Origin of the sequence: Stutzerimonas stutzeri, from assembly GCF_019090095.1 — a bacterium.
Lineage (GTDB): Bacteria > Pseudomonadota > Gammaproteobacteria > Pseudomonadales > Pseudomonadaceae > Stutzerimonas > Stutzerimonas stutzeri_AN.
The window spans coordinates 1,855,491-1,880,922 of record NZ_JAGQFP010000001.1; the positions used below are offsets into that span (position 1 = coordinate 1,855,491).

Below are 25,432 nucleotides of genomic sequence, written 5' to 3' on the forward strand. Positions count from 1 at the left end.
CGCCGCCGACCGATCCGATCTAGAACCCACTTTCCCTCACCCCCAGCGCCGCCATCCGACGCCAAATGGCGCCCAGGATGGATTCTCCCCTCCCCTCCAGCACCACCACGCCCAACAGCGATTGCCGTGGCGCCGCCCGCTCGTTCCGCGGCACCAGGCGTACGCCATATTGCGCCTGCTGCGGCTCGGGCCGTTGCTGGGCATCGCGGCGCACCGCAATGGGACCGCCCTGATCCGAAGCCAGGGCTGGCTGATCCAGATAAGCGGAGCCGGTCACATCCACCTCGGTCAAACGCACCGGCACGCCAGGTAACCAGGGATCGGCACTGGCGATGAACCGCCCCTGCGCGCCTGCCTCGATGCGCCATAGCGACTCCTCGGCCAAGTAGCCGCGCAAGCGCGTTCGCTCCTCGACCACCCGCACCAGCGTTTGCTGCGGCGACAACCAGCGACCCGCCGCCAAGTCCGCCGGCAGGTCTCGCACCACGCCGTCGTGCGAGGCGCGCAGCTGCAAACGCTCACGCTGCGCAGCCAAGCCACGGTATTCGGCCACCGCTTCGGCCAGATGCTGCTCGAGGATGGCGCTGTCTGCCACCGTCTCGCTACGCCCCGCCTGACGCCGTAACTGCAATTGCAGAATGTCGATCTCGCTGCGCACGATCTGCTGACGCGAATCGAGATCCGGCGACTCCAGCTCCAGCAGCAGGTCGCCACTGCGCACCGTCTGGCCGTCGTGTACATGGAGCTGCTTCAGCCGCGCAGGGAGCGGCGCGTGCAGCGCGCTGACCCGGCTCGCCTCGAGCATCGCAGGGATTTCCACGGTGCTCCGCCAGGGCACCAGCAACACCACCAGCACGCCCAGCAGTGCAGCTCCGACGAGCAGCGCGCGTGCCGGTTGCGCCTGCGCGCGTCGCCGCCACCACTCCTGCAGCTCGCGCCAGATCGGCAGGCCGATGAACCAGGTCAGCTCTACCAGCATGAGGAACACGCCCAATAGTTTGAAGAACATGTGGTACACGGCCAGGGCGATACCCAGGAACAAAGCCGCCCGCCATAACCAGGCGCCATAGCCCCAAATCAGTAGCTTGCGCCGCAGCGCGGGCGGCCAGGATTCCGGCGCCGGCTCGCCGTAGCCGAAAAAGGCTTCGCGCAGCCGCCAGCGGCACAGGGCGAACGCACGTGCCTGCAAGTTCTCCACATCCCAGAGATCGCTGAGCAGGAAATAGCCATCGAAACGCATAAAAGGGTTGAGGTTGACCGCCACCGTGGTGATCCAGGTGGCGCTGGCGAGCATGAACACAGCGCTACGCAGCGCTCCGTCCGGCAACAATGACCAGGCCAGCAACGCGACACAGGCCAACAGCAGCTCGGCCAGCACACCGCCGGCACCGATGAGCAACCGGGAACGGCGATCGTTGACCCGCCAGGCATCGCTGACATCGGTGTAGAACAGCGGGAACATCACCATGAACGCCAGGCCCATGCTCTGCACGCGACATCCGGCGCGCTTGGCCATATAGGCATGGCCGAACTCGTGGCAGAGTTTGGCGAACACCAGCGCTACGCCGAAGGCCAGCGCGCCGCCCAGGCTGAACAGATGCGGAAAGGTGGCGATGAACCGCTGCCAGTCGCGCGCAACCAGGAACACCCCGAAGGCCAGCAACACGGGAAGACCATAGCGCAACAGACCTGGGCCGTAACGCCTGAGCCAGGGCCAGGTCCGGTCGAGAAAGGCATCCGGTCGCCACAGCGGAATACGAAAGAACAGGTATTGGTGCAGCAGGCTTTTCCAGAAGCCCTGACGCTGCGACGCCGCCTTCGACGCAAAGCTGCCGCGCTGCTCGGCATCCTGAGCGACGATCAGGTCATGGCCACGCAGGAAGCGCAGCATTTCCTCCAAGTCCGACGCGTCCAGGGGTTCGCCAGCATCGAGGTTGGCGGCACGCAATACTTGCCCGGCGTCGCCCAGCGTCCAATGGCGCAACAGCCGCATCGCACTAGCGCCCAGTTTGAAGTAACGCCCGCGCAGCGGGTCGGCCAAGGTCCATTGCGGCGCACCGTCGCGCGCCGGAGCGGCCGTGGACAATTGCAGATCGGGACGCAACGCCGGTAACTGCATCTACAGCCCCACTGTCTGGCGCAACGCCGCCAATGGTCGGCGCAGCAGATAGAGGGCCAACGGGCCCCGCTCTCCATACAACTTCGCCGTGCCGCGCAGGCCAATGCGCGGTGGCGCCCGCTCGAATTCGGCGTCCAGACGATAGGCCAGGTGGCCGCCGGCTACGGCCTGCGGCTCATAGGCCAGGCGCTGCAGCCGGGCGCTATGCCGGTGCAGGGGATCGCTGTCGAGAAACAAGGCAACCTCACCGCCCGGCTCGAAGGCCAGCACATCCGCCACGGCCAGATCGATACGAAGCTCGGCCTGCTTTGGATCGGCCACCACCATCAGCCGTTCGCCGGTCTGCACCGGCAAACCGGTCCAACGCTGGGCATCGGCGAATACCGCGATGCCGTCGCGCTCGGCCTTGACCTCGGTGCGTGCCAGCAGCTCGCGGGCATAGTCGCGCTCGGCGCGTTTCTGCGCCACGCGGGCGGTGAACAGATCGATGCGCGCCCCCGACTCGGCGTCGCTGAATGCCCGCTGCGCATTGGCACGCAACTCTGCCTCGGCAACCTGCAAGCTGCGCTCGGCGACGTCCGCCTGCGCCTTGATGCTGGTGGCATCGAAACGCACCAGTACGTCGCCCTGCTTCACCGCCTGATTGGGTTTGACCAGAAACTCGGCGATCACGCCATCGAGCGGCGCGGCGACCACCTGACCGTCGAGGGGCACCACTTCGGCCGGCGCCAGTACGGACTGGCGCACCGGTAGCAGCAACAGCGCCAGAACCGCCGCCACCGCCATCGCGACCTTGCGCCGCGGCCAGCGCAGCCGCCAGGGCTTGCGTGGTTGCAGCGATTGCCAGGCATGGCTGTAACAATCGCCGAGCTGCACCAGCAGCGCCTGTTCCGCGCCGCTCCAGGGCCGCTCGCGGGCAATCCACAAGCCGCCGTAGGGCTTTTGCTGATGGTCGACCAGGGGCAACCAGAACACCGCCTCCGCCGACAGGCTTCGCCAGTCGGACTGAACCTGCGCATTCAACGTGTCGGCGGTTACCACTTGCGGTTTGTCCAGGCGCCCCTGGGCGAGCAACTGGCCGGTGGCGTTCTCGACAAAGGCGACGAAGGGCGCATGAGGCTCGACCACGCTGACCGCCGTCAGCGCCCGTACTCGCCCGGCGATCAGCAATGCCGCATGGCGGTAGCCGAACAACGCTTGGGCGTCGTTGACCAGGGCGTAGGCCAGGCCATCGATATCACGCGCCGCACGGGCCTGCCGCTCAAGGCTGAGAAATTCGGCGAATAGCCGCTCGGTCGGGTGTTGCTGAGCAGCCGTCATGGCGCCCCCTCGAACTGCGCGCTACCGCTCATTCCCGCCAACAGACCGCTGGCATCCGCAGGCAACGCCGCGATCAGCAGCAATGTCTGGCTGCCCTCATCGATGCGTGCCCCCAGGCGCTTGACCTCGGCCTGCAACGGCTTCCCGGTCTCATCCGGGACGAAGATGAAACGCTGCCCGGGTTTGAGCGTGGCCAGCCAGCGCGACGGCACCAGCAGATGGATTTCCAGCGTGCGGTTATCCACGACTTCCAACATCGGCGTCCCGCTGGCCACGCTTTCGTGGGGCTGCACGCGACGCTGCACCACCTGGCCGTCGAACGGCGCCGCGACGCTGCAACGCTTGACCTGGACGCGATAGACCTGCGCCTCGGCCTCGGCCTGTGCTCGGCGTGCCTCGGCCAGACTGACCTCGAAGCGACCGACCGAATTCAGCGCTGCCAGTTGCTTCTTGTGCGCCAGCTCCTCGCTCGCCGCCCGCGCCGCGGCCTGCATGGCGTTGAGCTGCGCCTGGTAGGCGCTACAGTCGAAACGCACCAGCACGTCACCTTTGTGAAATGGCTGCCCCTCGGCAAAGGGCATCTCGATGATCCGCCCCGCCAGTTCACTGGCCAACACCGCCTGATCGCGCGCGCGCAGCACTCCGCGTGCCTGGCGTTCAGCCGCGATCGCGGGCGCATCGATATCTGTCGACAGCAACGGCTCTTCGGCCCGCAATGACGTAGCGCAGGCCAGCACGACCAGCGTCAGTAGGGAACGGCGAAAACGCACTGACTTGCGCCGCATAGTGCACTCCTTGCATGGTGGTCGAGGCAGTCTAAGCCAGAAGCGCGCCTGAAAGAATCGGCCAAAGCCGAGCAGGCGCGATCGTCCCATGGCATCGCGCACGAGCAGCAGCGAACCGCTCGGCGCGCGAGTAAAGCTCGCGCGCAATAAAGAAGCTGAGGCAACGACCCGCTATGGCGCAAGCCGCAGGCCAGGCGACCCCGGCTCGCAGGGCGCCGGGAGATAGCTAGGTGGCCCTGACCAGACGAATCCGCGTGATCTCCGACGGTGCGCCGAAGCGCAGCGGCGGTCCCCAATAGCCGGTGCCGCGACTGATGTAGATCTGCATGTCGCCGAGGCGCTGCAGCCCGGCCACCCACGGTTGCTGCCAGCGCACGAAATGCATCCAGGGCCAGAACTGGCCGCCGTGCGTATGCCCCGACAGTTGCAGGTCGCAGCCCACCTCCACTGCCGCCGTTGCCGAACGTGGCTGGTGCGCCAGCAGGATGCGCGGCACGTCGACGGGCGCGCCGGCGAACGCGGCGGCTGGGTCGCTTCGATGGCTCGGCCGGAACAGTTCAGCCGAGTAGTCGGCGATGCCTGCCAGTACCAGCCGGGCGTCACCATGCTCGAGCAGGACATGGCGGTTGAGCAACACTTGCATGCCCAACCGCTCGAACTCGGCGATCCAGCTATCGGCACCGGAGTAATACTCGTGGTTGCCAGTGACCACGTAGGTGCCATGAACCGAACTCAGGCGGCCAAGCGGGGCGATGTCATCAGCCAGCTCGGCGACGCTGCCGTCCACCAGGTCGCCCGTGATCACGATCAGATCCGGCGAGAGGCCGTTGACCCGTCGGGTGATCGCATCGATATAGCCCTGCTTGATCGTCGGGCCGACGTGGATATCGCTGAGCTGCACGATGCTGAATCCGTCCAGGCCGGCCGGCAGCGCTCGCACGGCGATAACGCGCTCGACCAGCCGAGCGGTTCTGCGTGCATTGATCAGCCCGAACAGCGTCACCGCCAGCACGGCGGCGACAACCGCCAGCGCCGACCCCCGCGTCACCGCTGCCGACTCCCAGCCCAGCAACGACGCCACGACCAACGCAAATGCACGCAGCAGCGAGAACACCGCCAGGCTGGAAAAGATCCCCATGGCCAGCAAGCCGGACCACGCCAGCAGCGCATTACCCGCGCCTCGCACCAGCACGCCATAGCGCATCAGCACAGCCGACAGCACCAGATAGGCCCAGGCCAGCGCACTGCCAAGTGGGCCGAGCGCAAGCGCGGGTATCAGCGTTATGCCAACGAACACATGCAGGCCGATCAACAGCAGCCCGGCCAGTAAGCGCCTGTTCATGCACGACGTCTCTTTTTTCAGAAAGGGAAAAACCCGTGCACTGCCCGGTCAACCACGATGGCGAGGGGCGCGCAGGGTATGCAGGTGACGGCACCGGGTGGAGCGTTGGTGCGCCGCGATGATGGCACACAAACCAGCCGACGCTGCAGCGGCTTGACTCATATCCACTGCACGCTTGACGCCTCCACGAGCAGTCATTCCGGGATGCGGTTACAAGATGTCTTCGACAGTAGCAACAGGTCGAGCGCGTCGGCCGCCGTGCAGCCGACGCGTACTGGCCGCTACATCACGCCAGGGTCGGGTATCGGATCCGGGGGCGGTGGCTCCTTCTCCAGATTTTCGAGCACCTCGTCGGGCAGCGTATCGCCGTCGTCCAGCTCGGTATCGCTTTCGGCGTCATCCAGGTCGTTCAGCGGGGATTCGTCTGCCAACCAGGGATACAGCGGCGGATCACTGGGTAGGGTTGTACTGAGCATGGGGACCTCCTCGCAGGTGTGCCAGTTGGTTAGGCAGGCCGCGGCGGGCATGGTTCGCCCCGGTCGTCCCTTGCCGGTTTAGCGCGCCCGCCCGCCTAGCGCACCCAGGTCTGCTCGCTCAGACACTCGCTCAGGTAGTCGAGAAAACAGGTGATGCGCGCGGCCAGCGCAGTGTTGCGGTAGTACACCGCGTGGATCGGCTGCAGCACCTCGGTATTCGCCGCGGCCAGCACCTCGACCAGCGTCCCCTCGGCGCGATCGCGTGCGGTCATGAGGTCCGACAGACAGGCGATGCCCTGCCCGGCCAGCGCCAGATGGCGCACAGTCTCGCCGCTCGATGCCCACAGGCTCGGCACGATGGGCCAGCTCTCGCCCAGCGGATGGCGCAGTGGCCAATGATTGAGGCTCTCCGGCTGGGTGAAGCCGATCAGGCTGTGCATCGCCAGGTCCTCGACCTGCTGCGGCATGCCGCGCTGCGCCAGATAGTCCGGGCTGGCCACGGCCCGAATCCGGCTGCGCCCCAGCGGCCTTGCATGAAGGGTGGAATCGCGCAGCGGCCCGTGGCGCAGCGCCAGGTCGGTACGGTGCTCGAGCAGATCGATGATCTGGTCGCTGCTGTGCAGTTCCAGCTCGATGTCCGGGTAGCGCTCGCGGAAGCCGCCAATCAGCGGCACCAGCACATGCAACATGAAAGGCGCGGACGCATTCACCCGCAGCCGCCCGGCTGGGCGCTGCAGCCGGCGCGACATCTGCTCTTCGGCCTCTTCCACCGCTTCGAGAATCCGCCTGGCCTGAATCAGAAAGGCCGCCCCCTCCTCCGTCAGTTCCAGGCGCCGAGTCGTGCGGCGCAACAGCGTGGTCGCGAGCTTGGTTTCGAGCCGGCTCAGGGCCCGGCTGACGCCAGAGGCCGTCTGCCCCAGCTGTATCGCCGCACTGGAGATTGAGCCGGTATCGATGACGGCCGTGAAGGCCTGCAATTCGTCGAGCGTGGTTTTCATCTGTGACTCGCAGTCAATTATGTTTGGCCTGAGACCCGGTTTTTCCGCATGAGTCTGCGGTAGACACTGCGCGCCATGCAATCCAACCGGAGTTTCATCCCATGCCCATCGCTTTGCTCGCGCTGACCCTCAGCGCATTCGCCATCGGCACGACGGAGTTCGTCATCGTCGGCCTCATCCCAACCATTGCGGGAGACCTCGGGGTCAGCCTGCCCTCGGCCGGGCTGCTGGTCAGCCTCTACGCGCTGGGCGTTGCGGTCGGCGCCCCGTTGCTCACCGCGCTGACCGGCAAGGTCCCGCGCAAGTTGTTGCTGCTGTCGTTGATGGTGCTGTTCACCACCGGCAACTTGTTGGCCTGGCAGGCGCCGGGGTACGAGTCATTGATACTGGCGCGCATCGTCACCGGCCTCGCCCATGGCGTGTTCTTCTCCATCGGCTCGACCATCGCCACCAGCCTGGTCTCGAAGGAGAAAGCCGCGAGCGCCATTGCCATCATGTTTACCGGGCTCACTGTCGCGCTGGTCACCGGCGTACCGCTCGGCACCTTCATTGGCCAACAGTTCGGCTGGCGGGAGACCTTTCTCGCGGTGTCGCTGCTCGGCGTGATCGCCTTTATTGGCAGCCTGCTCTTCGTGCCGCGCAACATTCAGCACAGCAAACCCGCTTCCCTCGTCCAGCAGCTGGCCGTACTGAAGCAGCCCCGCCTGCTCCTGGTCTACGCCATGACCGCGATCGGCTACGGCGGCACCTTTATCGCGTTCACCTTTCTTGCGCCGATCCTGCAAGAGATCAGCGGCTTCGGTGAAGGCGCGGTGAGCCTGGTTCTGCTCGTTTATGGTGTCTCGGTGGCCGTGGGCAACATCTGGGGCGGCAAACTGGCCGACCGCCGCGGGCCGATCGGCGCGCTCAAGCTGATCTTCACGCTCCTGGCGGTCGTGCTGTTCGCCCTCACCTTCACCGCCGGTAATCCCTGGTTGGCACTGGCCACCGTGCTGCTCTGGGGCGCCGTGGCCTTCGGCAACGTGCCCGGCTTGCAGGTCTACGTGGTGCGCCAGGCCGAGCACTACACGCCGAAGGCGGTGGACGTCGCCTCGGGCCTGAACATCGCTGCCTTCAACCTTGGCATTGCCGGGGGCGCATGGCTCGGCGGACATATCGTCGCTTCCATGGGTCTCATCCATACCGCCTGGATCGGCTCGCTGGTGGTGCTGGTCGCCCTGGCGCTCACCTACTGGAGCGGCCAGCTGGATCGCAACGCCGGTAAAGCACCAGCCCATACCCCAGGCACCCACACCCACGAGCCGGTACTTACTGCCTCGCATTGAACTCACCCTAGAGAACCCCAAAGGAGAACCCTTAATGACCATCCCCGCATTCGGCCTCGGCACCTTTCGCCTCAAGGATCAGCAAGTCATCGACTCGGTGAAGATGGGCCTCGAGCTCGGCTATCGCCACATCGACACCGCGCAGATCTACGACAACGAAGCGGAAGTCGGTCAGGCCATTGCCGAGAGCGGCGTCCCGCGTGACGAACTGTTCGTGACCACCAAGGTCTGGACCAGCAATCTCGGCGCCGACCGCCTGATTCCCAGCCTGGAAGAAAGCCTGAGCAAACTGCGCATGAAACAGGTGGACCTCACCCTCGTGCATTGGCCCTCGCCCAACGATGAATTGGCAGTCGCCGATTACCTGGCCCGGATGATGGACGCCAAGCAGCGAGGCCTGACCCGCGCCATCGGCATCTCCAACTTCGCCATCAGCCATATGCAACAGGCCATCGACGCCATCGGCGCCGAGCACATCGCCACCAATCAGGTCGAGGTGCATCCCTTCCTGCAGAACCGCAAGGTCATCGAGTTTGCCCGCCGCCACGGCATCCACATCACTGCGTATATGCCGCTCGCCTACGGCAAGGTGATGCAGGACGAGGTGCTGCAACGCATCGCCGAAGCCCACAACGCCAGCCCTGCACAGGTCGCCCTTGCCTGGCTGCTGCAACAGGGCTTCGCCGTAATCCCCTCCTCCACCAAGCGCGAAAACCTCGCCGCCAACCTCAAAGCACAAGCGCTGCGACTGACTGATGCGGAGATGCACCAGATCGCCACGCTGGACCGCAACGAGCGCCTGGCCAACCCCGGATTCGCGCCAAAATGGGATTGAGCGACAGCGCACCGGCTGTCGTCGGACCGGCGGCATAAGCATTTGAAAAAGCAGGTAGAAAAAGCGCATCAGGAGGGTTGACACACAACCGCGCGACGCGAATAATGCGCGCCACTTGGCTACGTAGCTCAGTTGGTTAGAGCATAGCATTCATAATGCTGGGGTCCGGGGTTCAAGTCCCTGCGTAGCCACCAAATTCAAGAAAGGGTTCAGCGAAAGCTGAACCCTTTTTTTGTGCCCGCCGTTTAGCCAACCGCACCGAGAGCGCACCATGAGAGACGACTTCGACAACATCCGCGCCGAGCGCGAAACGCCCTACCGCCCCGCCGCTACCCAAGCCAACCAGCATGCCGGGCTCTGGAAACAGATCGCCATCGGCATCGTGGTCGGGCATCTGTCGTTGGGGTTGATTGGTGTGGTGGTCTGGATGGTGGTGGCGCATCTGCTGGTTGGGGATGTGCAGATCGTTGCGCCGTGGGCGGGCAAGTAGCAATCAATCTATGCCGCGGTTGGAACGGGCTGCTCAACGGGCAGCTCTCGGCCACAAGCGGTCATGAGCATCTACAAAACCATGCGATTCAGGCTTCCAACTCCATGGTGAATAGCAGCTCAATGGGGCTGGCCTTGATAGCCGATGCGCGATGAAGATCACCGCAACGCTCTAATCCGTCCGCTACAGTGGCCTGCCGTGATCCAACTGATCCATTTCCGGACGAACTATGAGAAGGACTCTCATGTCAGGCAAACCCGCCGCTCGCCTGAGCGACCCAACCTCCTGCCCGATCCCCGGACATGGCACACCGGCCATCGAGTCCGGCTCCCCGGATGTGCTGTTCAATAACCTCCCCGCTGCGCGTCTAGGAGATGTTGCTGGCTGCGGCCAAACCATATCCGGCGCTTTCTCCTCCACCGTATTTATCAACGGTAAGAATGCCGCGATGCTGGACAGCACGTTGAGCCATGGCGGAGTCGTAATCGGCGGATCGGGAGACGTGTTGATCGGCGATGCGGTTATCACGGCGCCCTTCACCGCTCCGTCATTTCTGGCGACGGACAAGTGGATCGGCTTCCAGATTCCGGCAACCGAGCGTTACACCGGCTGGAGGTGCGTAGCCCACTTCGATGACGGATCTAGCCTTGATGGCGCCTTCGGAAGCGACAACCGAGTGGTCTTTAGCAATCCCTCGGGATCAATCTGTACCCGTATTGAGATTCCCGTACCAGAGGTTGGCGAGCAGCCCAGCGTAACGGACAAGCTGCTCGCCATCATCATGGGGATTAGCCAAGAATGACCGGGAGCATTGAGGTGCTTGGCCAATACCAGACGCAGAGCAGACATACCCTGCCCCGCTCGCCACTCGACGAGGCTCTCGCAAGCATGGAAGGCGCGGCGACAAGGTTTTCGCTTGATGCCATCAGCGACGCACAGACACGCGCCAGCTACGCCGCCAATATCAAGCGGATGTCCGCCCAGGTACGGGCGGACGTGGCAGCCGGCAGGATAAGCAGCCAGGTAGGGGTCGGGTTCTGCCACGAGATGCGCAACAAGATTATGGTGGAGCACCGCAAGATTACTTCGGTTACCGGGCTCGCCAAGGCACAGCAGCACAAAAAAACGCCATTAACCCTCCCTCGACTGTTCGAAAAGTACGCCACCAGCAAGTTCAGTAAACCCTACGAGACGCTCACGATCGAGCAGAAGCGGCAGATTCACTATGAAGTGATTGAATCTTCCGGCCGCGACAACGCCAAGTTCACAAAGGGCTCGGATCGCCTCCGCATCATGGGCAAAGTAGGCATTTTGGTCACTGCGGCATTTGCTACCTACGAAATTCTCAATGCCGACAACAAGGTAAAGGAGACTGCACGCCAAGGCATGATCATCGGCGGCGGCGCTGCTGGCGGGTTTCTCGCAGGCCTTGGCGTCTCGCTCGTCTGCGGCCCAGGCGCTCCTTTCTGTGCCATTGCCATGGTGTTGGCAGGCAGTGCGGCTGGCGGGATTGCAGGCAGCCTAGCTGCCGACGCCCTGGATGACGAACTCGAGGAGTTCTCTAAGTGGGAAGTGTTTTGACTCACGACGACCGCGTTCGGTTATGGTCGGCGCTGTCGGACGCCTTCGTCGACAACGATATCGACTATCCAGCAATAGCGCGACAGCTGGCAGGATACGACCGTACTGCGGTAAAGGCAGCCTTCTTCGAGGAGGTGGCGCCAGTCTGTCACTCTAACCTGCAGGCGCCCATCCCCCCCATATGGACGGCATTTGACAGTACCTGGCTTGCCGATACCATCGACAGCAACCTGCAGGCTCGTCGGGCTTCCAGGTTACGCCGCATGCGCGACCATGTTCTGGTCGCCTACCTGCGTTTTCGACTTCGTGGGGAGTGGAGTCGAATCGAGCGAGAACTGGAAAGGACATGATGTGCAGAAGACTAGCTTAGGTCTGTATGACAGCACTGACGCGCTGCGCATCGAGCCGCCCCAGGCCGTCTCGCCCCTGAAGGCTTTCACCGCTAACCCAACGAGGTGATCACAAGAGCACCTGGCTGCTTCCGGCCGAGGCTGTGTAAAAACCTCGGGCTCCGACGCGGTGACTAAAAAACGAGCAGAAAAACGCGTCGCTCCGTAAATTCTAGGTCTACACACCAGCCGATCTTTTTCAGAATTTAAGCACGAGCGCGAACTTCGATAGCGTGTCGGAGTTTTTACACAGCCTGGGCCAAAAGCGGACGACATTAGACCCGTAGATAAACCTGTCCTTTTTGGTCAGGAAGCCAGGAAAGTACGAACCTACTACGATTTAGGCGAGCATCGCTGGCCAGTCAATTTCGTTTTACTCGGTTGTAGTCGGTTTGCTAGGTGTTATGCATTTTTCACCAAGGTGAATATATTTAAATTTGACACCGTCCGTAGACTCTTTAAAAACCGCTTCGTAATCATCAAATGAAGCCGCCACGATAGGCTGTAGCCCTGGCGCGGAAGAAAGCATTCTGAATAGTGCTTGCTGACTTTTTGTGGCCATTGAGTGCTGGCCTGGCTCATCGGCAAAAGCGGCAGATGGTGGAGGCGTCGTTCCTGTATCTAGCGACCATTGGCGTTATTTTTGGCGACGCGGTCTGCTGGTTTCTAGCCGATCCTTGCCAGGCAATATGCCAAACATGCGTAGGTAGTCTCTTGCAAAGTGTGAAGCACCTTCATAACCAACCTCGAACGCTGCGCTACTGGATGACCTGCCTTCAGACACGATCAAGCGCCGCGCCTCGATCAGTCGTAATTGCTTCTGGAACTGCAGCGGTGTGAGTGAAGTGACCGCCCTGAAATGTTGGTGAAACGAAGAGCGGCTCATACCCGCTACGGCAGCCAGCCGTTCGGCCGGCAGCGCGTTGGCGTACTCGGCTCGCAGTACCGCAACGGAGCGGGCTATGCGATGAACATGACTGTCAGGCGTGCCGAGTTGGCGTATCGCTGCGCCGTGTATACCCGTGAGTAGCCAGTAGTGGATTTCGCGCAGCAATTGCTGATGTAGCAGGGCCAATGCGGCCGGACGGTCAAGCAGCTGCATCAAACGCAACGCTGTGTCGGCGACTTGCTGGTATGTTGAAGTATGTTCATGAGGTTTGACGCTTAACGCCTGCGCCTGCATTTCCAGCACCAGATCGGCGATTATGCAAAGGTCCAGATCAAGTGCGAGCGACAGATAAGGCGTGCTCGGACTCGCCTGCATGATCTGGCTGACCATTGGCTGGTTGGCAGTGATCAGCATGGAGTCGCCAGCAGCGTAATCCAGCTGTTGGCTACCAATGAAAACTCGCTTGCTGCCCTGCAGCACCAGGCACAACAGCGGCCGTGGCAGCGTATGCTCCAACGATGTAGTCGCGGTTTTGCGAATAGCAATAAGCCCGCAAGCGGTAGATGCAACACCGTCACGTGCACACGCGCCTTCGGTATGGCGGCGAACAATTTCAAGTAGCGTCTCGGCCATATCCTGATCCTGCCACAAGGACTGAGCGACGTAAGTTGATTCTGGATGATCAGGCTAGAAAACGGATGAATCCAGCGCTCCGCCCAGCCATGCCGATTCTATATTTAAAGCCTCTCGATAGGAGGTGATCATGACTGACAACACAACCCTACCAGGCCCCGTTCCATTCCCGGCTCCGCCCACACCAGTACAACCTCACCACGGCGTCCAGGTTAGTGGCGAACAGGGCGATGACGGTCGCAAAGCCTTCTACATTCACATTGAAGCCATCCCTGGCTGCGAGGATCAGGTCGTGCAGATGCTAAGGGACATTCTTGCCTGGGTTGAGCAGGAGCCGGCAACCGGGCCTTGGTATGGCGTGCGGTACTCCCAGACGACGTTCGGCGTATTCGAAGCGTTCCCGAATCTGGCAGGAAGGCAGGCCCACGTGGAAGGTGGCGGTGGAAAAATATTCAGAGACATAACGCGGATGAATTCGATACTCGCCTATCCGGCTCATGTCTATCGATTAGACATACTCATGAGCAAAGAGGTGTTCGCGCGCTGAGACTGCTCTGCGATTGCGGGAACGCCCGTAAAGCACTCGCATCGCGCCACGACACCTAGCATGCTAGAAATCGCTCCATCTAAATGGCTTGAGTAGAGCAGGCCGACCCTTCAAAAAGTCCGTCCGCTCCTGGCCGAAAGCAGCCTTCTTACAAGCTGCTTCTGCCCTACTGCATCACCAAACACCATCGGACTTCATGTAACTTCGCTGCTATCCCTAGCCGCCAATTGTGCGTAAAGAAAACGACTGTACGATTCGATGCCACCGACGGTGATTGGGCATCAAGATCCACCCCAAAACGCGACTTCGCTGCAACACGACCGTCGTTCACATCAACGCAAACGCTGCCCCGATATCGCCGGATGGTAAAGCGGCTGCACCGTATTCCCTGCGGGATCAAGCAGATGAAAGCTATGCGCGCCGTCGCTGTGAGCGAAGGGGCGGTCCAACAGGGTCACACCTTGGGCTTTCAGGTATTCGTACCAGGCGTGCAGTTCGTCCAGGCTGTCGACGATAAAGCCGTAGTGATCCATCGCCTGGACGCCGCTGCTTTTTTCCCGGGCGCGGCCCAGGGAGAGGTTGTCGTTACCGCAGGTCAGGTAGACGAGATCTTTGCTGGCGCGGTTGAGGACCTCCATGCCCAGCACGTCGACATAGAAACGTTCGCATTCTTCGAGATTCGGCACGGTGAGCGCCAGATGACGCAAGCCATTCAGGCGGCCGGGACGCTGTGGCATTGCTCTCCCCTTTCTTGTATACAATTAAGTGCTCACAGTAATACAAAATGGAGCACTCATGTACTGTCTTATCTTGAAAACCCAACTCGTGCCGGGCTCGTTCGATCAGTTCATGGAGGCGATGCGCGTCAATGCCGCCGCTTCGGTGGAGCACGAGCCGGATTGCCTGGTGTTCGACGTCATCCAGGATCTGGCGGATCCCGACCTCGTCTATCTCTACGAGTTGTACCGCGACGAAGCGGCTTTCGTGCACCACAAGTCCACCGAGCACTATCTGCAGAGCCGCCCGCTGGTGGGCAAATTCATCGTCAAGCAGGAGGCCATGAAGGGCCATATGGTGTGCGGCAACAGCAAGCGCTGACAAACACGCCGCCGCGCATAAGATATCCAAAAGATATCCATTTAAGACTATCTATATATTTTTAATCTTTTAACTCGCTGATTAGCATCACTGCAGACGCCCGGCCTGGTGCCGGCTGCGTCTGACTCCAATAACAATAAACAGGAGACAGTGATGCTCAAGTCACCGAAGCCGCTTGCTGCGGCGATTGCGGTTGCCGCGCTGGGTGCGGGTTTGCCGGGTGTGGTCATGGCGGAATTCCTTGCGGACAGCAAGGCGACGCTGGAACTGCGCAATTTCTATTTCAATGCCGACTATCGTCAGGAAGGGGCCAAGCAGTCGAAGCGCGACGAGTGGGCGCAGGGCTTTCTGCTCAACTACGAGTCGGGTTTCACCGAGGGGCCGGTGGGTTTCGGGGTCGATGCCATCGGGTTGCTGGGGGTTAAGTTGGATTCCGGCCCGGAGCGGCAAAACTCCGGACTGTTGCCGGTCGGTGATGACAAAGCACCGGACGAGTACAGCCAACTCGGCGCGGCGGCCAAGCTGCGCTACTCGAAGACCACGCTGCGTGCCGGCACCCTGCTGCCGAAGCTGCCAACGGTACTGCCGAACGATTCCCGCCTACTGCCGCAGACCTTTCGAGGCGGCATGCTGACGTCCAAGGAGATCGATGGGCTCACGCTTAGCGCGGGGCGTCTGACGCAGAACAGCCTGCGCAACTCCGCCGCCAATGACGACATGCAGGTGTCCGGCAAGGGCATCAGCGGTGGGCAGGACAGCGACAAGTTCGATTTCGCCAGCGCCAGCTATCGCTGGAACAAGAACCTGACCACGGGCTACCACTACGGCCATCTGGATCAGAACTACAAGCAGCACATCGTCAATCTGGCCCACGTGCTGCCACTGGGCGAGGACCAGGCGATCAAGAGCGATCTGCGTTTCGCGCGCTCTACCGAGGCGGGCAACACCAACGTCGACAACGATGCCTTCGGCGCCAAGTTCACCTACGAGCTGGGCGGACACGCGTTCGGTGCGGCGTATCAGAAGATGAGCGGCGAAACCGGCTTCCCGCATATCAACGGCACCAATTCCTACTTGGTGAACTACGTGATGATCTCGGCGGACTTCGCCAGCCCCGGCGAGAAGTCCTGGCAGCTGCGCTACGACTACGATTTCGCGGCCATGGGTATTCCCGGCCTGAGTTTCATGACGCGCTACCTGCGCGGTGACGGTTTCGACGGCCCAGGTGGCCGCAACGGCCGTGAGTGGGAGCGCGATACCGACATCGGTTACGTGTTCCAGCAGGGCGCGCTGAAGAACTTCGGCGTGAAGCTGCGTAACGGTACCTACCGAAGCACGGGCAATGACATCGATCAGACCCGTTTCATCCTCAGTTACACCTTGCCGCTGCTGTAATAGCCGCCCTCGCCTTCCCGTCGCCCGCACGGGCGACGGTGTCGCTGAACAGGAGATTCACCATGACCATGCAAAAGACGCTGCTATCGCTCGCCGTGGCCTTCGCCCTGACCACCAGCCACCTGAGCGTTCAGGCGGCGGATACGGCCGACCTGCCCTGCCGCACCACCGCCGAATGCGCGGCCGAGGCGGCGAAGATCGGCGCCACGGTCGATCGCTCCGGTGCCAAATCCGGCAAGCACGACGATCAGTTCACCTGGGTCAACCGGATCAACAAGGCGTCCATCGTGATGCTGACCGAGGAAGGGATCGTCAGCCGCAAGCAAGGCCGCGAAATCGCCAGCGGCGTGCAGTACGTGATCGACCAGGCCGGCAAGCCAGACGGCAAGAAGCCCAGTGACGTGCTGCAGATCGAGCGCATCATGATCGACAAGATCGGCCCGCAGGCGTCGCTGATCCACTCCGGCCGCAGCCGCCAGGACATGTACGCGACTTACCGGCTCGCCACGCTGCGCAGCCAGTTGCTCGACTACACCGACGCGATGAACGCCACCCGCGCCCGGCTGCTGGAGCTGGCGAAAGACAACGTCGATACGCTGATCCCGGCGTACACCAATGGCGTGCAGGCGCAGCCGATCACCTATGCGCATTACCTGTTGGCCTATGAGGCGGCTTTCGAGCGCGATGCCCAGCGCATCCGTGAGCTGTACGACCGCCTGAACCGCAGCCCCATGGGCACGGCGGTGCTGGCCAACTCCGGCTGGCCGCTCAACCGCGAGCGCTTGTCCGAGCTGCTCGGCTTCGATGATGTACGCGAGAACTCGCTGGACGCCGGACAGGTGTCGACCTACGACATTCCCATCGAGGCGGCGGGCATCGCCTCGTCGTCGGCGATCCGTATCGGCGCGATGCTCGGCGACATCCACACGCAGTACCACCAGATCCGCCCGTGGATGCTGCTCGAGGAAGGCGCCACCTACACCAGCAGCGCCATGCCGCAGAAGCGCAATCCCGGCCTGATCATGCGGGCGCGGGAATCGGCCTCGGACGTCGTCGGTCTGGCCCATACCGTCACGCTGCGTGCCCATAACGTGACCACCGGGATGACCGACTACAAGTTCGCCTTCGACGGCCTCGGGCTGTTCGACAGCGCTCACGAGATGTTTGTCCGCACCGGCAAAGTGATGGATGCGCTGGTGATCAATCCCGAGCGCGCGCTGGAGGAGCTGGAAGCGGAATGGACCACTTCGATGGAACTGGCCGACACCCTGGAGCGCGAGCACAAGGTGCCCTTCCGTATCGGTCACAGCTTCGCCTCGGCGGTAGTCGGCCATGCGCGCAAGGAAGGCTTCGTGCCGGCTAACTTCCCCTACGCCGAGGCGCAGCGGCTGTTCACCAAGGCGGCAGAGAAATACGAGTGGAAAACCCGCGAGCTGCCACTGAGCGAGTCGGCGTTCCGCGCCACGCTGTCGCCGCAGAACATGGTCAAGACCCGCGTCGGCACCGGCGGCCCGCAGCCGGCCGAGGTGAAGCGCATGCTCCAGGAGGCCAACCAGGCGCTGGCTGGTGACCAGCACTGGACCAAGGTGCGTCGTGACCGCATCAGCAAGGCCGAAACCGAGCTGGACAAGGCCTTCAATGCGCTGTTGAAGAACTAAGAGTCCGCAAGCCCTCAGCGTTTCCCGACCACCGCGCCGGGAAACGCTGCCTGCCGACGGGGCATCAGCGCCTCGCGCAACGCGGTGCGATCCAGCGCACCGCTCCAGGCTGAAATCACCACGCAGGCCAACGCATTGCCGATCACATTGGTCAGCGAGCGACACTTCATCAACCGCTCGACGCCAAGCAACAGGCCGAGCGCTTCCAGCGGCACCAGATTCAGGCCGGCAACCGTGGCGGTCAGCGTCAGGAAGGCCGAGCCCGCCGCGCTGGTCGAGCCCAGCGACGTCAGCAGCGCCACCAGCAACAGGCTCAACACATGCGCACTGTCCAGGGGGACACCGACGAGCTGTGCCAGGAATACTGCCGCGCAGGCCACATAGATGTTCGAACCCGCCAGATTGAAGGTGTAGCCGGTGCTGAGCACCAGCCGCACCACCCGCCGGGCGCATCCCGCATGCTCGAGTTTTTCGATCAGGCCCGGCACCGCAGCCACCGACGCACCGGTGAACGCGACCAGACAGAGCTCGTCCCTGATGTAGGCGACGAGTCGGAACAAGCCGACGCCGGCCAGCCGGGCGACGACGCCCAGGACAACGGCAAGGAACAAACCGCAGGCGAAGTAGACAGTGCCGACGAATTTGAGCAACGGCCAGGCGGAGGCCGGCCCGTAGCGGCCAACGGTGTAGGCCATCGCGCCGAATGCGGCCAAGGGTGCGAATCGCAGCACCATGCGCAGCGCCTTGAGCAGCCAGGCTACCGCGGTATCCAGCCGGCGCCGCAGCGGCTCGCCCGCCTCGCCCGCCCAGCCCAGCCCGAGGCCGAACAGCAACGCGGCGAACAACACCGGAAGGATGAACGTATGACCGATGACCTGCGCCAGGCTGGTCAGCACGGCGGTCGGCAGATCGCTCATGGCGTGCACGGTCGAGGCGGCCGCGGGCAAGTCCTCGACACCTGGCGCCAAGAGCATGCCTACAGCCGCACCGGTGATCAGCGAGATGATAGCCATCATCAAGAAATAAACCACCACGCGACCGGCACAGCGCGTGTGCTGCCCGCGTTCACCGAACGCCGATACCGCCGAAGCGACCAGCACGAACATCACCAGGGGCACCGCGTGACCGATCACGCCAAGGAAGGCGTCGCTGAGCGGCTTCATCTGGACCGCAAGCTCCGGCCGCAGGATGCCGAGCGACAGGCCCAGGGCAATCGCGATCAGGATGAGAGCGGTGTCGTTGCGGTACAGCTTGGCTAGAATCATGGGCCGCCGAGCGATGTTGTTGTTTTGGCAGGCTGCTGGAAAACGAAGACGAGGCAGGCAAGACGAGGCTGCTTTTAACGACGAATTGCCAACGTAGGCAGTTTTTCAACAGGCTGCGAGTCGCTTCAGTGCCCGTATCCTACCCCATTAAGGCGGCTCGTCAGTCGAACGCACTGGCGAGCGCCGAGCAGGACGCCGTCATATGGAACTTCGCCACCTCCGCTATTTCGTGATGGTCGCCGAGGAGAGGCATTTCACCCGCGCGGCTGCACGCCTGAACATGCAACAGCCGCCGCTGAGCCAGCAGATTCGGGCCCTGGAGGACGAACTCGGCTTCGAGCTGTTCAAGCGCCATCCTAAAGGTGTGGACCTGACCACCGGTGGCGCGGTGTTCCTCGAAGAAGCCAAGGCGATCCTGGCGCGGGTGCAGGACGGCACGCGCCGGGCCGCTCGTGTCGCCAGCGGGGTTGAGGGCACGCTGAACATCGGCTTCACCTCGTCGGCAGCGGCGCATCCGTTGATCCCACGGATCATCCGCGCCTACCGCGAGCAGTATCCGGCGGTAGCCATCACCCTGGACGAAGGCAACGCCGGCCGCCTGACCGAGCGCGCCAGTGCCGGTCAGTTGGAGGTCGGGATCGTCCGCGCGCCCGTCAGTCGTCCCGCGGGTATCGAGTTCCATCGTCTGCTGGTGGAAGAGCTGCTATTGGTGTTGCCGATCGGGCACCCCGTGTTGACTGACTATCCTGACGCCGTGGATTTGCTGGCGATACGTGACGAGTCCTTCATCCTCGTGCGCCGTCCCGGCGCGCCGGGTATGTACGCCAATCTGTTGCACGCCTGCCAGGCAGCCGGCTTCGAGCCGCGCGTGGCCTTCGAGGTGGAGCGAATGCTGACCAACGTCAGCCTGGTCGCTGCCGGCGAAGGGATCTCGGTGGTGCCGGCCTCCATGCGCGACATCCACCGGGAAAGCGTGGTCTACCGACGCATTGTCGGTGCCCGCCCACGGCTGGTCGCGCCGCTTACCCTGGTGTGCCGCGAATTCAATCAGTCGCCGGCGCTGCAGAACTTCATTGCGCTGGCGCGGCAACTGGCCAAGGGATACCGAGCCCAGGCGCTACGGGAATGATCTGCCGAACCCTGTTGAGGTTCGTTCTAGCGACTAGCCATTCGCGTGGCAGGTCGGGTCGCCAACAGCAGGCCGGCAAAGATCAGCCCGCCACCGATCCAGTGGAAGGTCTGTAGGCCCTCGCCCAGCAGCAGCCAGCCGAGTATCGCGGTGAACACCGGCATCAGGTACGTCGCCATCGCCGCCTTCGCCGCGCCAACGGTTTTGACGCCGTGGTTCCAGGACAGATAGGCGACCAGCGAGGCGAAAATCGCGGTGTAGGCAATCACGCTGAGGTTGGTCAGAGTGGGAGTGAAGCCACCGACATGGCTAAATTCGAACAGATAGAACGGCAGTATCAGCGGTGTGCCCAGCAGCATCAGTACACCCAGCAGGGTCAAGGGCGGCACTTGGAGGAAATGGGCCCAGCGCCGCAGAGACAGGGTGTAGAGCGCCCAGACCAGCACCGCCACCAGCATGATCAGGTCGCCCGCCTGGAACGACAGGCTGCTGAATGCCGCCCAACTGCCACGGCTGATCAGGTAGACCAGGCCACCCGCGGCGATGGCCATGCCGAACCAGGCACGCCGCGCCGGCCACTCGCCCAGCAGCAGCCCGCCACCAATAAAGGTGAACAACGGCAGACAGGTATTTACCAACGTCAGGTTGATGGCTTCGGTGCTTTGCGCGGCGGAGTACAACAGCGAGTTGTAGCTGCTGATCCCCAGCGCCGCGACGATGGGCAGCCGCCAGCCCGCCGCGCGCAAGGCTGCCCGATGCGTCCAGATGGACCGCGCCACGAACGGCAGCAACAGGCACGTGGCAAGCACCCAGCGCCAGAACGACAGGGTCAGCGGCGGAATGGCGTTGTGAAAGGCCCGCGCCACCAGGGCGTTGCCGCTCCAGCAGAGCACGGCGAGCAGCAGGCCGCCAAAGGCCCAAGCGTTACGCGTCGGCATCAGACCGGCCGGAACGGGCGCAGGCGGTATTGCGGCGGCAGTTGGTCCAGGCCACTGATGGTGACGTTGAGGTTTTTCCAGATGCCGTCCTTGATGCCGTAGATGCAGCCATGCACCGACAGCGGTTGGCCCCGGTGCCAGGCGTTCTGGACGATCGTGGTGTGACTGACGTTGGCCACCTGCTGGATCACGTTGAGCTCGCACAGACGGTCAACCTGCGCCTCCTCCGTCGGGAAACTGGCGATATGCTCGCGATGCTCGTAGTACAGGTCGCGAATGGTGCGCAGCCAACCGTCGATCAGGCCGAGCTGGTCGTCGCGCATCGAGGCGCGTACACCACCACAGCCATAGTGACCGGTGACGAGGATGTGTTTGACCTTGAGCACGTCCACCGCGTACTGGATCACCGACAGGCAATTGAGGTCGGTGTGCAGGACGACGTTGGCGACGTTGCGGTGAACGAACAGATCGCCCGGCAACATGCCGACGATTTCGTTGGCGGGCACGCGGGCGTCCGAGCAACCGATCCAGAGGTATTCGGGGACCTGCTGCTTGGCCAGCTTGGTAAAGAAGTCAGGATCTTCCTCGAGGATGGCTTCGGCCCAACGCGCGTTATTGTCGATTAACTGCTGAAGATCGTTGCTCATCATCGTCTACCTTTCTTATTCCGAAGCGTTACGAACCGGTCGGCATTATGACAGGCACACGGACCGGCGCGTCACAGCTTCAGACGGCAAACAACGGGTTCGACGGGACTTCCGCGCGCGGGCGGGAGGAGAACGCTCGCAGATCGCGCAGGAAGTTGTCGCGCCAGGCGTTGAGGTCCGCTGCCCGGATCGCTCGCATCATGTGCTCGTAGCGATCCTTACGTTCGGTCAATGACATGCGCATCGCCCGGTCGAGCGCCTCGGCCATGCCGATGCAGTCGTAAGGGTTGATGATCAGCGCGGAGGTCAGTTCGCGCGCCGCACCGGCGAAGCGGGAGAGAACCAGCACGCCGGGGTCTTCCGGGTCCTGCGAGGCGACGTATTCCTTGGCGACGAGGTTCATCCCATCGCGCAGCGGCGTGACGAAGCCGATGTCCGCCTGGCGAAACAGGCCCATCAGTGCCCGGCGATCATGGCTCTTGTTGAGGTAGTGCAGCGGCGTCCAGTCCAGGTCCGAGAGCCAGCCATTGATATGCCCGGTCAGGCTTTCGAGCTGTTGGCGGATGGTCTGGTAGGTCTTGACGTCGGAGCGCGAGGTGGGCGCGATCTGGATGAATTCGACGGCGCGGCGGTGCTCGGGGTAGCGCTCGAGAAACGCCTGGTACGCGCGAAAACGCTCCAGCAGCCCCTTGGAATAGTCGAGCCGGTCGACGCTGATGATCTTCTTGCGCGCCACGTCGGTCGTGCGCCGCTGAGGCCGTGGCCGCACCCTCGAGGTCTCGGCCAGCTCCTGGATCTCGTCCGGCACCACACCGATCGGGTAGACCCCGGCCCGGAAGTTCTGCCCGTAAGCGGTCAGGCTGCCATCGCTCTCGAGTACTCCGCGCACTTCACGGGTCATGTAGTCCTGGAAGGCCAAGCGATCGGTTTCGGTCTGGAAGCCGATGAGGTCATAAAAGCACAGCGTCTTGAGCAGTTCGTTGTGCGGCGGGATAACGGTGAGGATTTCCGGCGGCGGAAAGGGAATGTGCAGGAAGAAGCCGATGCGGTTGCGAATGCCCAGCTGGCGGCACGCCTCGGCGAAGGGGATCAGGTGGTAGTCGTGGATCCAGATGATGTCGTCGGGCTTGAGCAGCGGCTTGAGCTTTTCGGCCAGCATGGCGTTGACCCGCCGGTAGCCTTCATATTCCTGGCGGTTGTAACGGGCCAGATCGATCCGGTAGTGAAAGATCGGCCAGAGCGTCGCGTTGGAGAAGCCGCGATAGTACTGATCGTAATCCTGCTTGGTCAGGCCCATCGTCACGTAGGTGATATTGCCGATGGTCTCGGTGTTGGTCTGCGGGGTGCTGCTTACGTCGCCGCTCCAGCCAAACCAGATGCCTCCGGCCTGGCGTAACGCGTCATAAACGCCAACTGCAAGCCCGCCAGCAGCGACCTTCCCCGGCTTGATCGGTGCTACCCGGTTGGAAACCACTACTAGTCGGCTCATGAGCTCGTTCTCGCTTCAGTCTGGTTTTATTGGTTTTTCCGGCTGTTCGGACAAGGCACTGAGCAGGCTTTCCAGCCAGGCGCCGACGGCTTCCACCGACTCCAGACGCTGCGTGGCTTCCGTCGCGCCCGCGCCGACCTTGATTGCCACCCCGCCCAACTCGTTCACCACCCGAAAGCCCGCCTCGTCGGTCAGGTCGTCTCCGACGAAGACCGGTAGCCGCCCCTTGAATGGCGGCTCCTGCATGAACGCGCGGATCACCTCGCCCTTGCTGGCACCGCGCGGCTTGAGTTCGAACACGCACTTGCCCGGCTGTAGCGTCAGCACCTCTTGGTAACGTTGGACGAACCGTTCGGCCAACGCGCGAGCCGCGTCTTCCAGCTCGGGCGCCAGGCGAAAGTGCAGCGCGAAGGCGACCGTCTTGTTTTCCAGCACCAGGCCCGGATGCTCCGCGCAGGCTTGCGCCAGCTCCTGTTCGATCGCGTTGAAAACGCGGGGATCGAAGGCCAGGTTGCGCACTTGCCCGTCTGCGGTGCGACGTTCGGCGCCATGTACGCCCGCGGCCGGTAGGTTCAGAGGTGAGAGCAATGCGTCGAGCTGGCTGAGCGGGCGACCGGAGATCACCGCGACGGGAATCTCGCTGACATGCAGGTGCTCCAGCGCCGCAAGGGAGCGAGGTGGAATGGATACCAGCTCTGGACGGGGCTGAATGTCCGCCAGCGTGCCGTCGACGTCGAAGAAAAAAGCACAGCGTCGGACCTCTAGCCCGGGCCGTTCATTGGGATTGTTCATAGTCCTTGAGACTCCGGAACGTTAAGGGTGGTTCGCATTTTTTTGCGCCACCGTTGAGGCTCGCCGGCGCAACAGCTGCCCCCAGCAGCTTGGTGCATGAAGCCCGAACCGGCCAGCAGCCAGCCTGAATCTTCATCCCGGTGCCAGGTCACACCTGCAAGACCAGAGCTCATTCAGGAGGTTGTCATGAACGATCGCAAGCCTTACACGCCCACGGAAATCGACGACACCGAGGACCGCATGGGCTCGATAGAGCAGCTCGATTTCGACCAGCACCGCGACGATCGCAAGGGCCGCATTGGCGATGAAGTGCCTGCCGAAGAAATAGAAGACGAGTTCCCGCCGGAGCGCGTCGCCGAAGCCGGCATGACCACTGGCGAAGTGCCCGATGGCGACACCACGATGGACGATCTGGCACCGGAAACGCTGATCCGCGAAGACGGCTCGCGCTCGCCGAACGAACGCGGCCACGGCGGCCCGGCTGACCAGGATCTGAGTGAAGTCTCCGAACACCGCATCGGTGCCGATGTGGATCTCGATGAGGCAGAACAGGCGCGCCGTGACCCGCTCGATGGCAAACCCTGGGACGGCCCGGCGGAGGGCGGCCGGGATACCGGCCTCAGCGGCGGCGATGCCGTGCTGCATGAGAACGATCAGGTGCTGGACGACGATGAGCTGGAAGGCGACGCACCGCTGGATTCCGGGCGGGACAAGGCGCCGGGGCAGTGACCGAGCCGCGCCGCCTTAAGTAGGATGGGTGAAACCCATCATTCGACTCGATGGGTTTCCCCATGCTACGGCTGCCCACGCGGCCTCGGTCGTCTTCAGGTCAGACGGCTCAGTCGATCAACGTGCAGGCCATCACCAGCGCATCTTCGCGCCCGTCAGCGGAGGGGTAATAGCCACGGCGCCGTCCCACTTCGTTGAAGCCGTAACGCTCGTAGAGCCGATAGGCTGACGTATTGCTGGCGCGCACCTCGAGAAAGCATTCGCGGCCACCTCGCTGGTGGGCACGCTGCATCAGGTGCTCGAGCAGGCGTAAGCCCAGGCCACGCCCCTGGCTCTGCGGCTTGACCGTGATGTTGAGCAGGTGGGCCTCGTCGAGGATGACATTGATCACGCCATGCCCCACTTGCTGCTCGCCTTCGAACATGAGCCAGCATTCGTAGGCGGTCAGGGCGTCGGTGAAGATCCCGCGGGTCCAGGGATGGCTGAAGGCGGCGTATTCGATTTTTAGGACTGTTTCGATGTCCGCCGCGGTCATGCGGCGGAAGCTGACTGCATCACTCATC

The 25,432-nt window shown here is 62.9% G+C and carries 26 protein-coding genes and 1 tRNA gene; 13 read left to right on the forward strand and 14 right to left on the reverse strand.

From position 1 onward, the window contains the following. Positions 1 to 19: 19 nt before the first annotated feature. From KVO92_RS08050 to KVO92_RS08075, 6 genes are all read right to left on the reverse strand, one after another. Entirely contained in the window at positions 20 to 2,119 is a 2,100-nt protein-coding gene (locus KVO92_RS08050; RefSeq protein ID WP_217475073.1) for a biotin/lipoyl-binding protein, read from the reverse strand. Next, positions 2,120 to 3,439, reverse strand: a complete 1,320-nt coding sequence (locus KVO92_RS08055) for an efflux RND transporter periplasmic adaptor subunit (protein WP_217475074.1) — start codon at positions 3,437 to 3,439, stop codon at positions 2,120 to 2,122. Continuing rightward, the gene (locus KVO92_RS08060) at positions 3,436 to 4,224 is read right to left on the reverse strand and encodes an efflux RND transporter periplasmic adaptor subunit (RefSeq protein ID WP_217475075.1); all 789 of its coding nucleotides are present in this window, start codon (positions 4,222 to 4,224) and stop codon (positions 3,436 to 3,438) included. The genes KVO92_RS08055 and KVO92_RS08060 overlap by 4 nt, the downstream gene beginning before the upstream one ends. 226 nt (positions 4,225 to 4,450) lie before the next feature. Continuing rightward, on the reverse strand, positions 4,451 to 5,566 hold the full coding sequence (locus KVO92_RS08065) for a metallophosphoesterase (RefSeq protein WP_217475076.1): 1,116 nt from the start codon (positions 5,564 to 5,566) through the stop codon (positions 4,451 to 4,453). Between the two features lie 281 nt (positions 5,567 to 5,847). Continuing rightward, positions 5,848 to 6,042, reverse strand: coding sequence for a hypothetical protein (locus KVO92_RS08070; protein ID WP_217475077.1), 195 nt, complete (start codon positions 6,040 to 6,042; stop codon positions 5,848 to 5,850). A gap of 95 nt (positions 6,043 to 6,137) precedes the next feature. Continuing rightward, a complete protein-coding gene (locus KVO92_RS08075) occupies positions 6,138 to 7,040 on the reverse strand; it encodes a LysR substrate-binding domain-containing protein (protein WP_217475078.1) in 903 nt (300 codons plus the stop codon). 101 nt (positions 7,041 to 7,141) lie between these two features. On the opposite strand from KVO92_RS08075, the gene KVO92_RS08080 reads away from it, so the two are divergent. From KVO92_RS08080 to KVO92_RS08110, 7 genes are all read left to right on the forward strand, one after another. Beyond that, positions 7,142 to 8,365, forward strand: coding sequence for an MFS transporter (locus KVO92_RS08080; protein ID WP_254621310.1), 1,224 nt, complete (start codon positions 7,142 to 7,144; stop codon positions 8,363 to 8,365). A 34-nt stretch (positions 8,366 to 8,399) separates the two neighbouring features. Then, a complete protein-coding gene (dkgB, locus tag KVO92_RS08085) occupies positions 8,400 to 9,200 on the forward strand; it encodes a 2,5-didehydrogluconate reductase DkgB (RefSeq protein ID WP_217475079.1) in 801 nt (266 codons plus the stop codon). Positions 9,201 to 9,317: 117 nt separating this feature from the next. Further along, a tRNA-Met gene (locus KVO92_RS08090) sits at positions 9,318 to 9,394 on the forward strand. A gap of 77 nt (positions 9,395 to 9,471) precedes the next feature. After that, positions 9,472 to 9,690 carry a hypothetical protein gene (locus tag KVO92_RS08095; protein WP_217475080.1) on the forward strand — a complete coding sequence of 73 codons (219 nt, stop codon included), beginning with the start codon at positions 9,472 to 9,474 and terminating at the stop codon, positions 9,688 to 9,690. A 244-nt stretch (positions 9,691 to 9,934) separates the two neighbouring features. Next, on the forward strand, positions 9,935 to 10,492 hold the full coding sequence (locus KVO92_RS08100; RefSeq protein ID WP_217475081.1) for a PAAR domain-containing protein: 558 nt from the start codon (positions 9,935 to 9,937) through the stop codon (positions 10,490 to 10,492). Then, positions 10,489 to 11,271, forward strand: coding sequence for a hypothetical protein (locus tag KVO92_RS08105; RefSeq protein WP_217475082.1), 783 nt, complete (start codon positions 10,489 to 10,491; stop codon positions 11,269 to 11,271). The genes KVO92_RS08100 and KVO92_RS08105 overlap by 4 nt, the downstream gene beginning before the upstream one ends. After that, positions 11,268 to 11,621 (forward strand): DUF7079 family protein, encoded by a 354-nt coding sequence (locus KVO92_RS08110; RefSeq protein WP_217475083.1) that lies wholly within the window; start codon positions 11,268 to 11,270, stop codon positions 11,619 to 11,621. Before KVO92_RS08105 ends, KVO92_RS08110 begins: the two co-directional genes overlap by 4 nt. Before the next feature lie 676 nt (positions 11,622 to 12,297). On the opposite strand, the gene KVO92_RS08115 is transcribed toward KVO92_RS08110, so the two are convergent. Next, positions 12,298 to 13,182, reverse strand: a complete 885-nt coding sequence (locus KVO92_RS08115; protein WP_217475084.1) for an AraC family transcriptional regulator — start codon at positions 13,180 to 13,182, stop codon at positions 12,298 to 12,300. A 130-nt stretch (positions 13,183 to 13,312) separates the two neighbouring features. On the opposite strand from KVO92_RS08115, the gene KVO92_RS08120 reads away from it, so the two are divergent. Next, the gene (locus tag KVO92_RS08120) at positions 13,313 to 13,729 is read left to right on the forward strand and encodes a putative quinol monooxygenase (protein WP_217475085.1); all 417 of its coding nucleotides are present in this window, start codon (positions 13,313 to 13,315) and stop codon (positions 13,727 to 13,729) included. A 332-nt stretch (positions 13,730 to 14,061) separates the two neighbouring features. Here the strand turns inward: KVO92_RS08120 and KVO92_RS08125 are convergent, their stop codons facing one another. Then, on the reverse strand, positions 14,062 to 14,466 hold the full coding sequence (locus tag KVO92_RS08125) for a VOC family protein (RefSeq protein ID WP_217475086.1): 405 nt from the start codon (positions 14,464 to 14,466) through the stop codon (positions 14,062 to 14,064). A gap of 58 nt (positions 14,467 to 14,524) precedes the next feature. Here KVO92_RS08125 and KVO92_RS08130 point away from each other — a divergent pair, with 58 nt between their 5' ends. The 3 genes from KVO92_RS08130 (at position 14,525) to KVO92_RS08140 (ending at position 17,880) form a co-directional block, all read left to right on the forward strand. Then, a complete protein-coding gene (locus KVO92_RS08130) occupies positions 14,525 to 14,827 on the forward strand; it encodes a putative quinol monooxygenase (protein WP_217475087.1) in 303 nt (100 codons plus the stop codon). A 153-nt stretch (positions 14,828 to 14,980) separates the two neighbouring features. Beyond that, positions 14,981 to 16,222 carry an OprD family porin gene (locus KVO92_RS08135; RefSeq protein WP_217475088.1) on the forward strand — a complete coding sequence of 414 codons (1,242 nt, stop codon included), beginning with the start codon at positions 14,981 to 14,983 and terminating at the stop codon, positions 16,220 to 16,222. A 62-nt stretch (positions 16,223 to 16,284) separates the two neighbouring features. Then, complete coding sequence (locus tag KVO92_RS08140) at positions 16,285 to 17,880, forward strand: argininosuccinate lyase (RefSeq protein ID WP_217475089.1); 1,596 nt, start codon at positions 16,285 to 16,287, stop codon at positions 17,878 to 17,880. Between the two features lie 14 nt (positions 17,881 to 17,894). Here KVO92_RS08140 and KVO92_RS08145 read toward each other — a convergent pair whose 3' ends face one another. Then, entirely contained in the window at positions 17,895 to 19,145 is a 1,251-nt protein-coding gene (locus tag KVO92_RS08145; RefSeq protein ID WP_217475090.1) for a cation:dicarboxylate symporter family transporter, read from the reverse strand. A gap of 202 nt (positions 19,146 to 19,347) precedes the next feature. On the opposite strand from KVO92_RS08145, the gene KVO92_RS08150 reads away from it, so the two are divergent. Then, the gene (locus KVO92_RS08150; RefSeq protein ID WP_217475091.1) at positions 19,348 to 20,274 is read left to right on the forward strand and encodes a LysR family transcriptional regulator; all 927 of its coding nucleotides are present in this window, start codon (positions 19,348 to 19,350) and stop codon (positions 20,272 to 20,274) included. Between the two features lie 26 nt (positions 20,275 to 20,300). Here KVO92_RS08150 and KVO92_RS08155 read toward each other — a convergent pair whose 3' ends face one another. From KVO92_RS08155 to otsB, 4 genes are all read right to left on the reverse strand, one after another. Next, positions 20,301 to 21,212 carry a DMT family transporter gene (locus tag KVO92_RS08155; protein ID WP_217475092.1) on the reverse strand — a complete coding sequence of 304 codons (912 nt, stop codon included), beginning with the start codon at positions 21,210 to 21,212 and terminating at the stop codon, positions 20,301 to 20,303. Then, positions 21,212 to 21,859, reverse strand: coding sequence for a carbonate dehydratase (can, locus tag KVO92_RS08160; protein WP_217475093.1), 648 nt, complete (start codon positions 21,857 to 21,859; stop codon positions 21,212 to 21,214). Before can ends, KVO92_RS08155 begins: the two co-directional genes overlap by 1 nt. 79 nt (positions 21,860 to 21,938) lie before the next feature. Continuing rightward, on the reverse strand, positions 21,939 to 23,348 hold the full coding sequence (gene otsA, locus KVO92_RS08165) for an alpha,alpha-trehalose-phosphate synthase (UDP-forming) (RefSeq protein ID WP_217475094.1): 1,410 nt from the start codon (positions 23,346 to 23,348) through the stop codon (positions 21,939 to 21,941). Positions 23,349 to 23,363: 15 nt separating this feature from the next. Next, positions 23,364 to 24,140, reverse strand: coding sequence for a trehalose-phosphatase (gene otsB, locus KVO92_RS08170; protein ID WP_217475095.1), 777 nt, complete (start codon positions 24,138 to 24,140; stop codon positions 23,364 to 23,366). Between the two features lie 186 nt (positions 24,141 to 24,326). Here otsB and KVO92_RS08175 point away from each other — a divergent pair, with 186 nt between their 5' ends. Beyond that, positions 24,327 to 24,869: a hypothetical protein gene (locus tag KVO92_RS08175; protein WP_217475096.1), complete on the forward strand. Its 543-nt coding sequence runs from the start codon at positions 24,327 to 24,329 to the stop codon at positions 24,867 to 24,869. Positions 24,870 to 24,978: 109 nt separating this feature from the next. On the opposite strand, the gene rimI is transcribed toward KVO92_RS08175, so the two are convergent. Beyond that, positions 24,979 to 25,431, reverse strand: coding sequence for a ribosomal protein S18-alanine N-acetyltransferase (gene rimI, locus KVO92_RS08180; RefSeq protein WP_217475097.1), 453 nt, complete (start codon positions 25,429 to 25,431; stop codon positions 24,979 to 24,981). Between the last annotated feature and the right edge of the window lies 1 nt (position 25,432).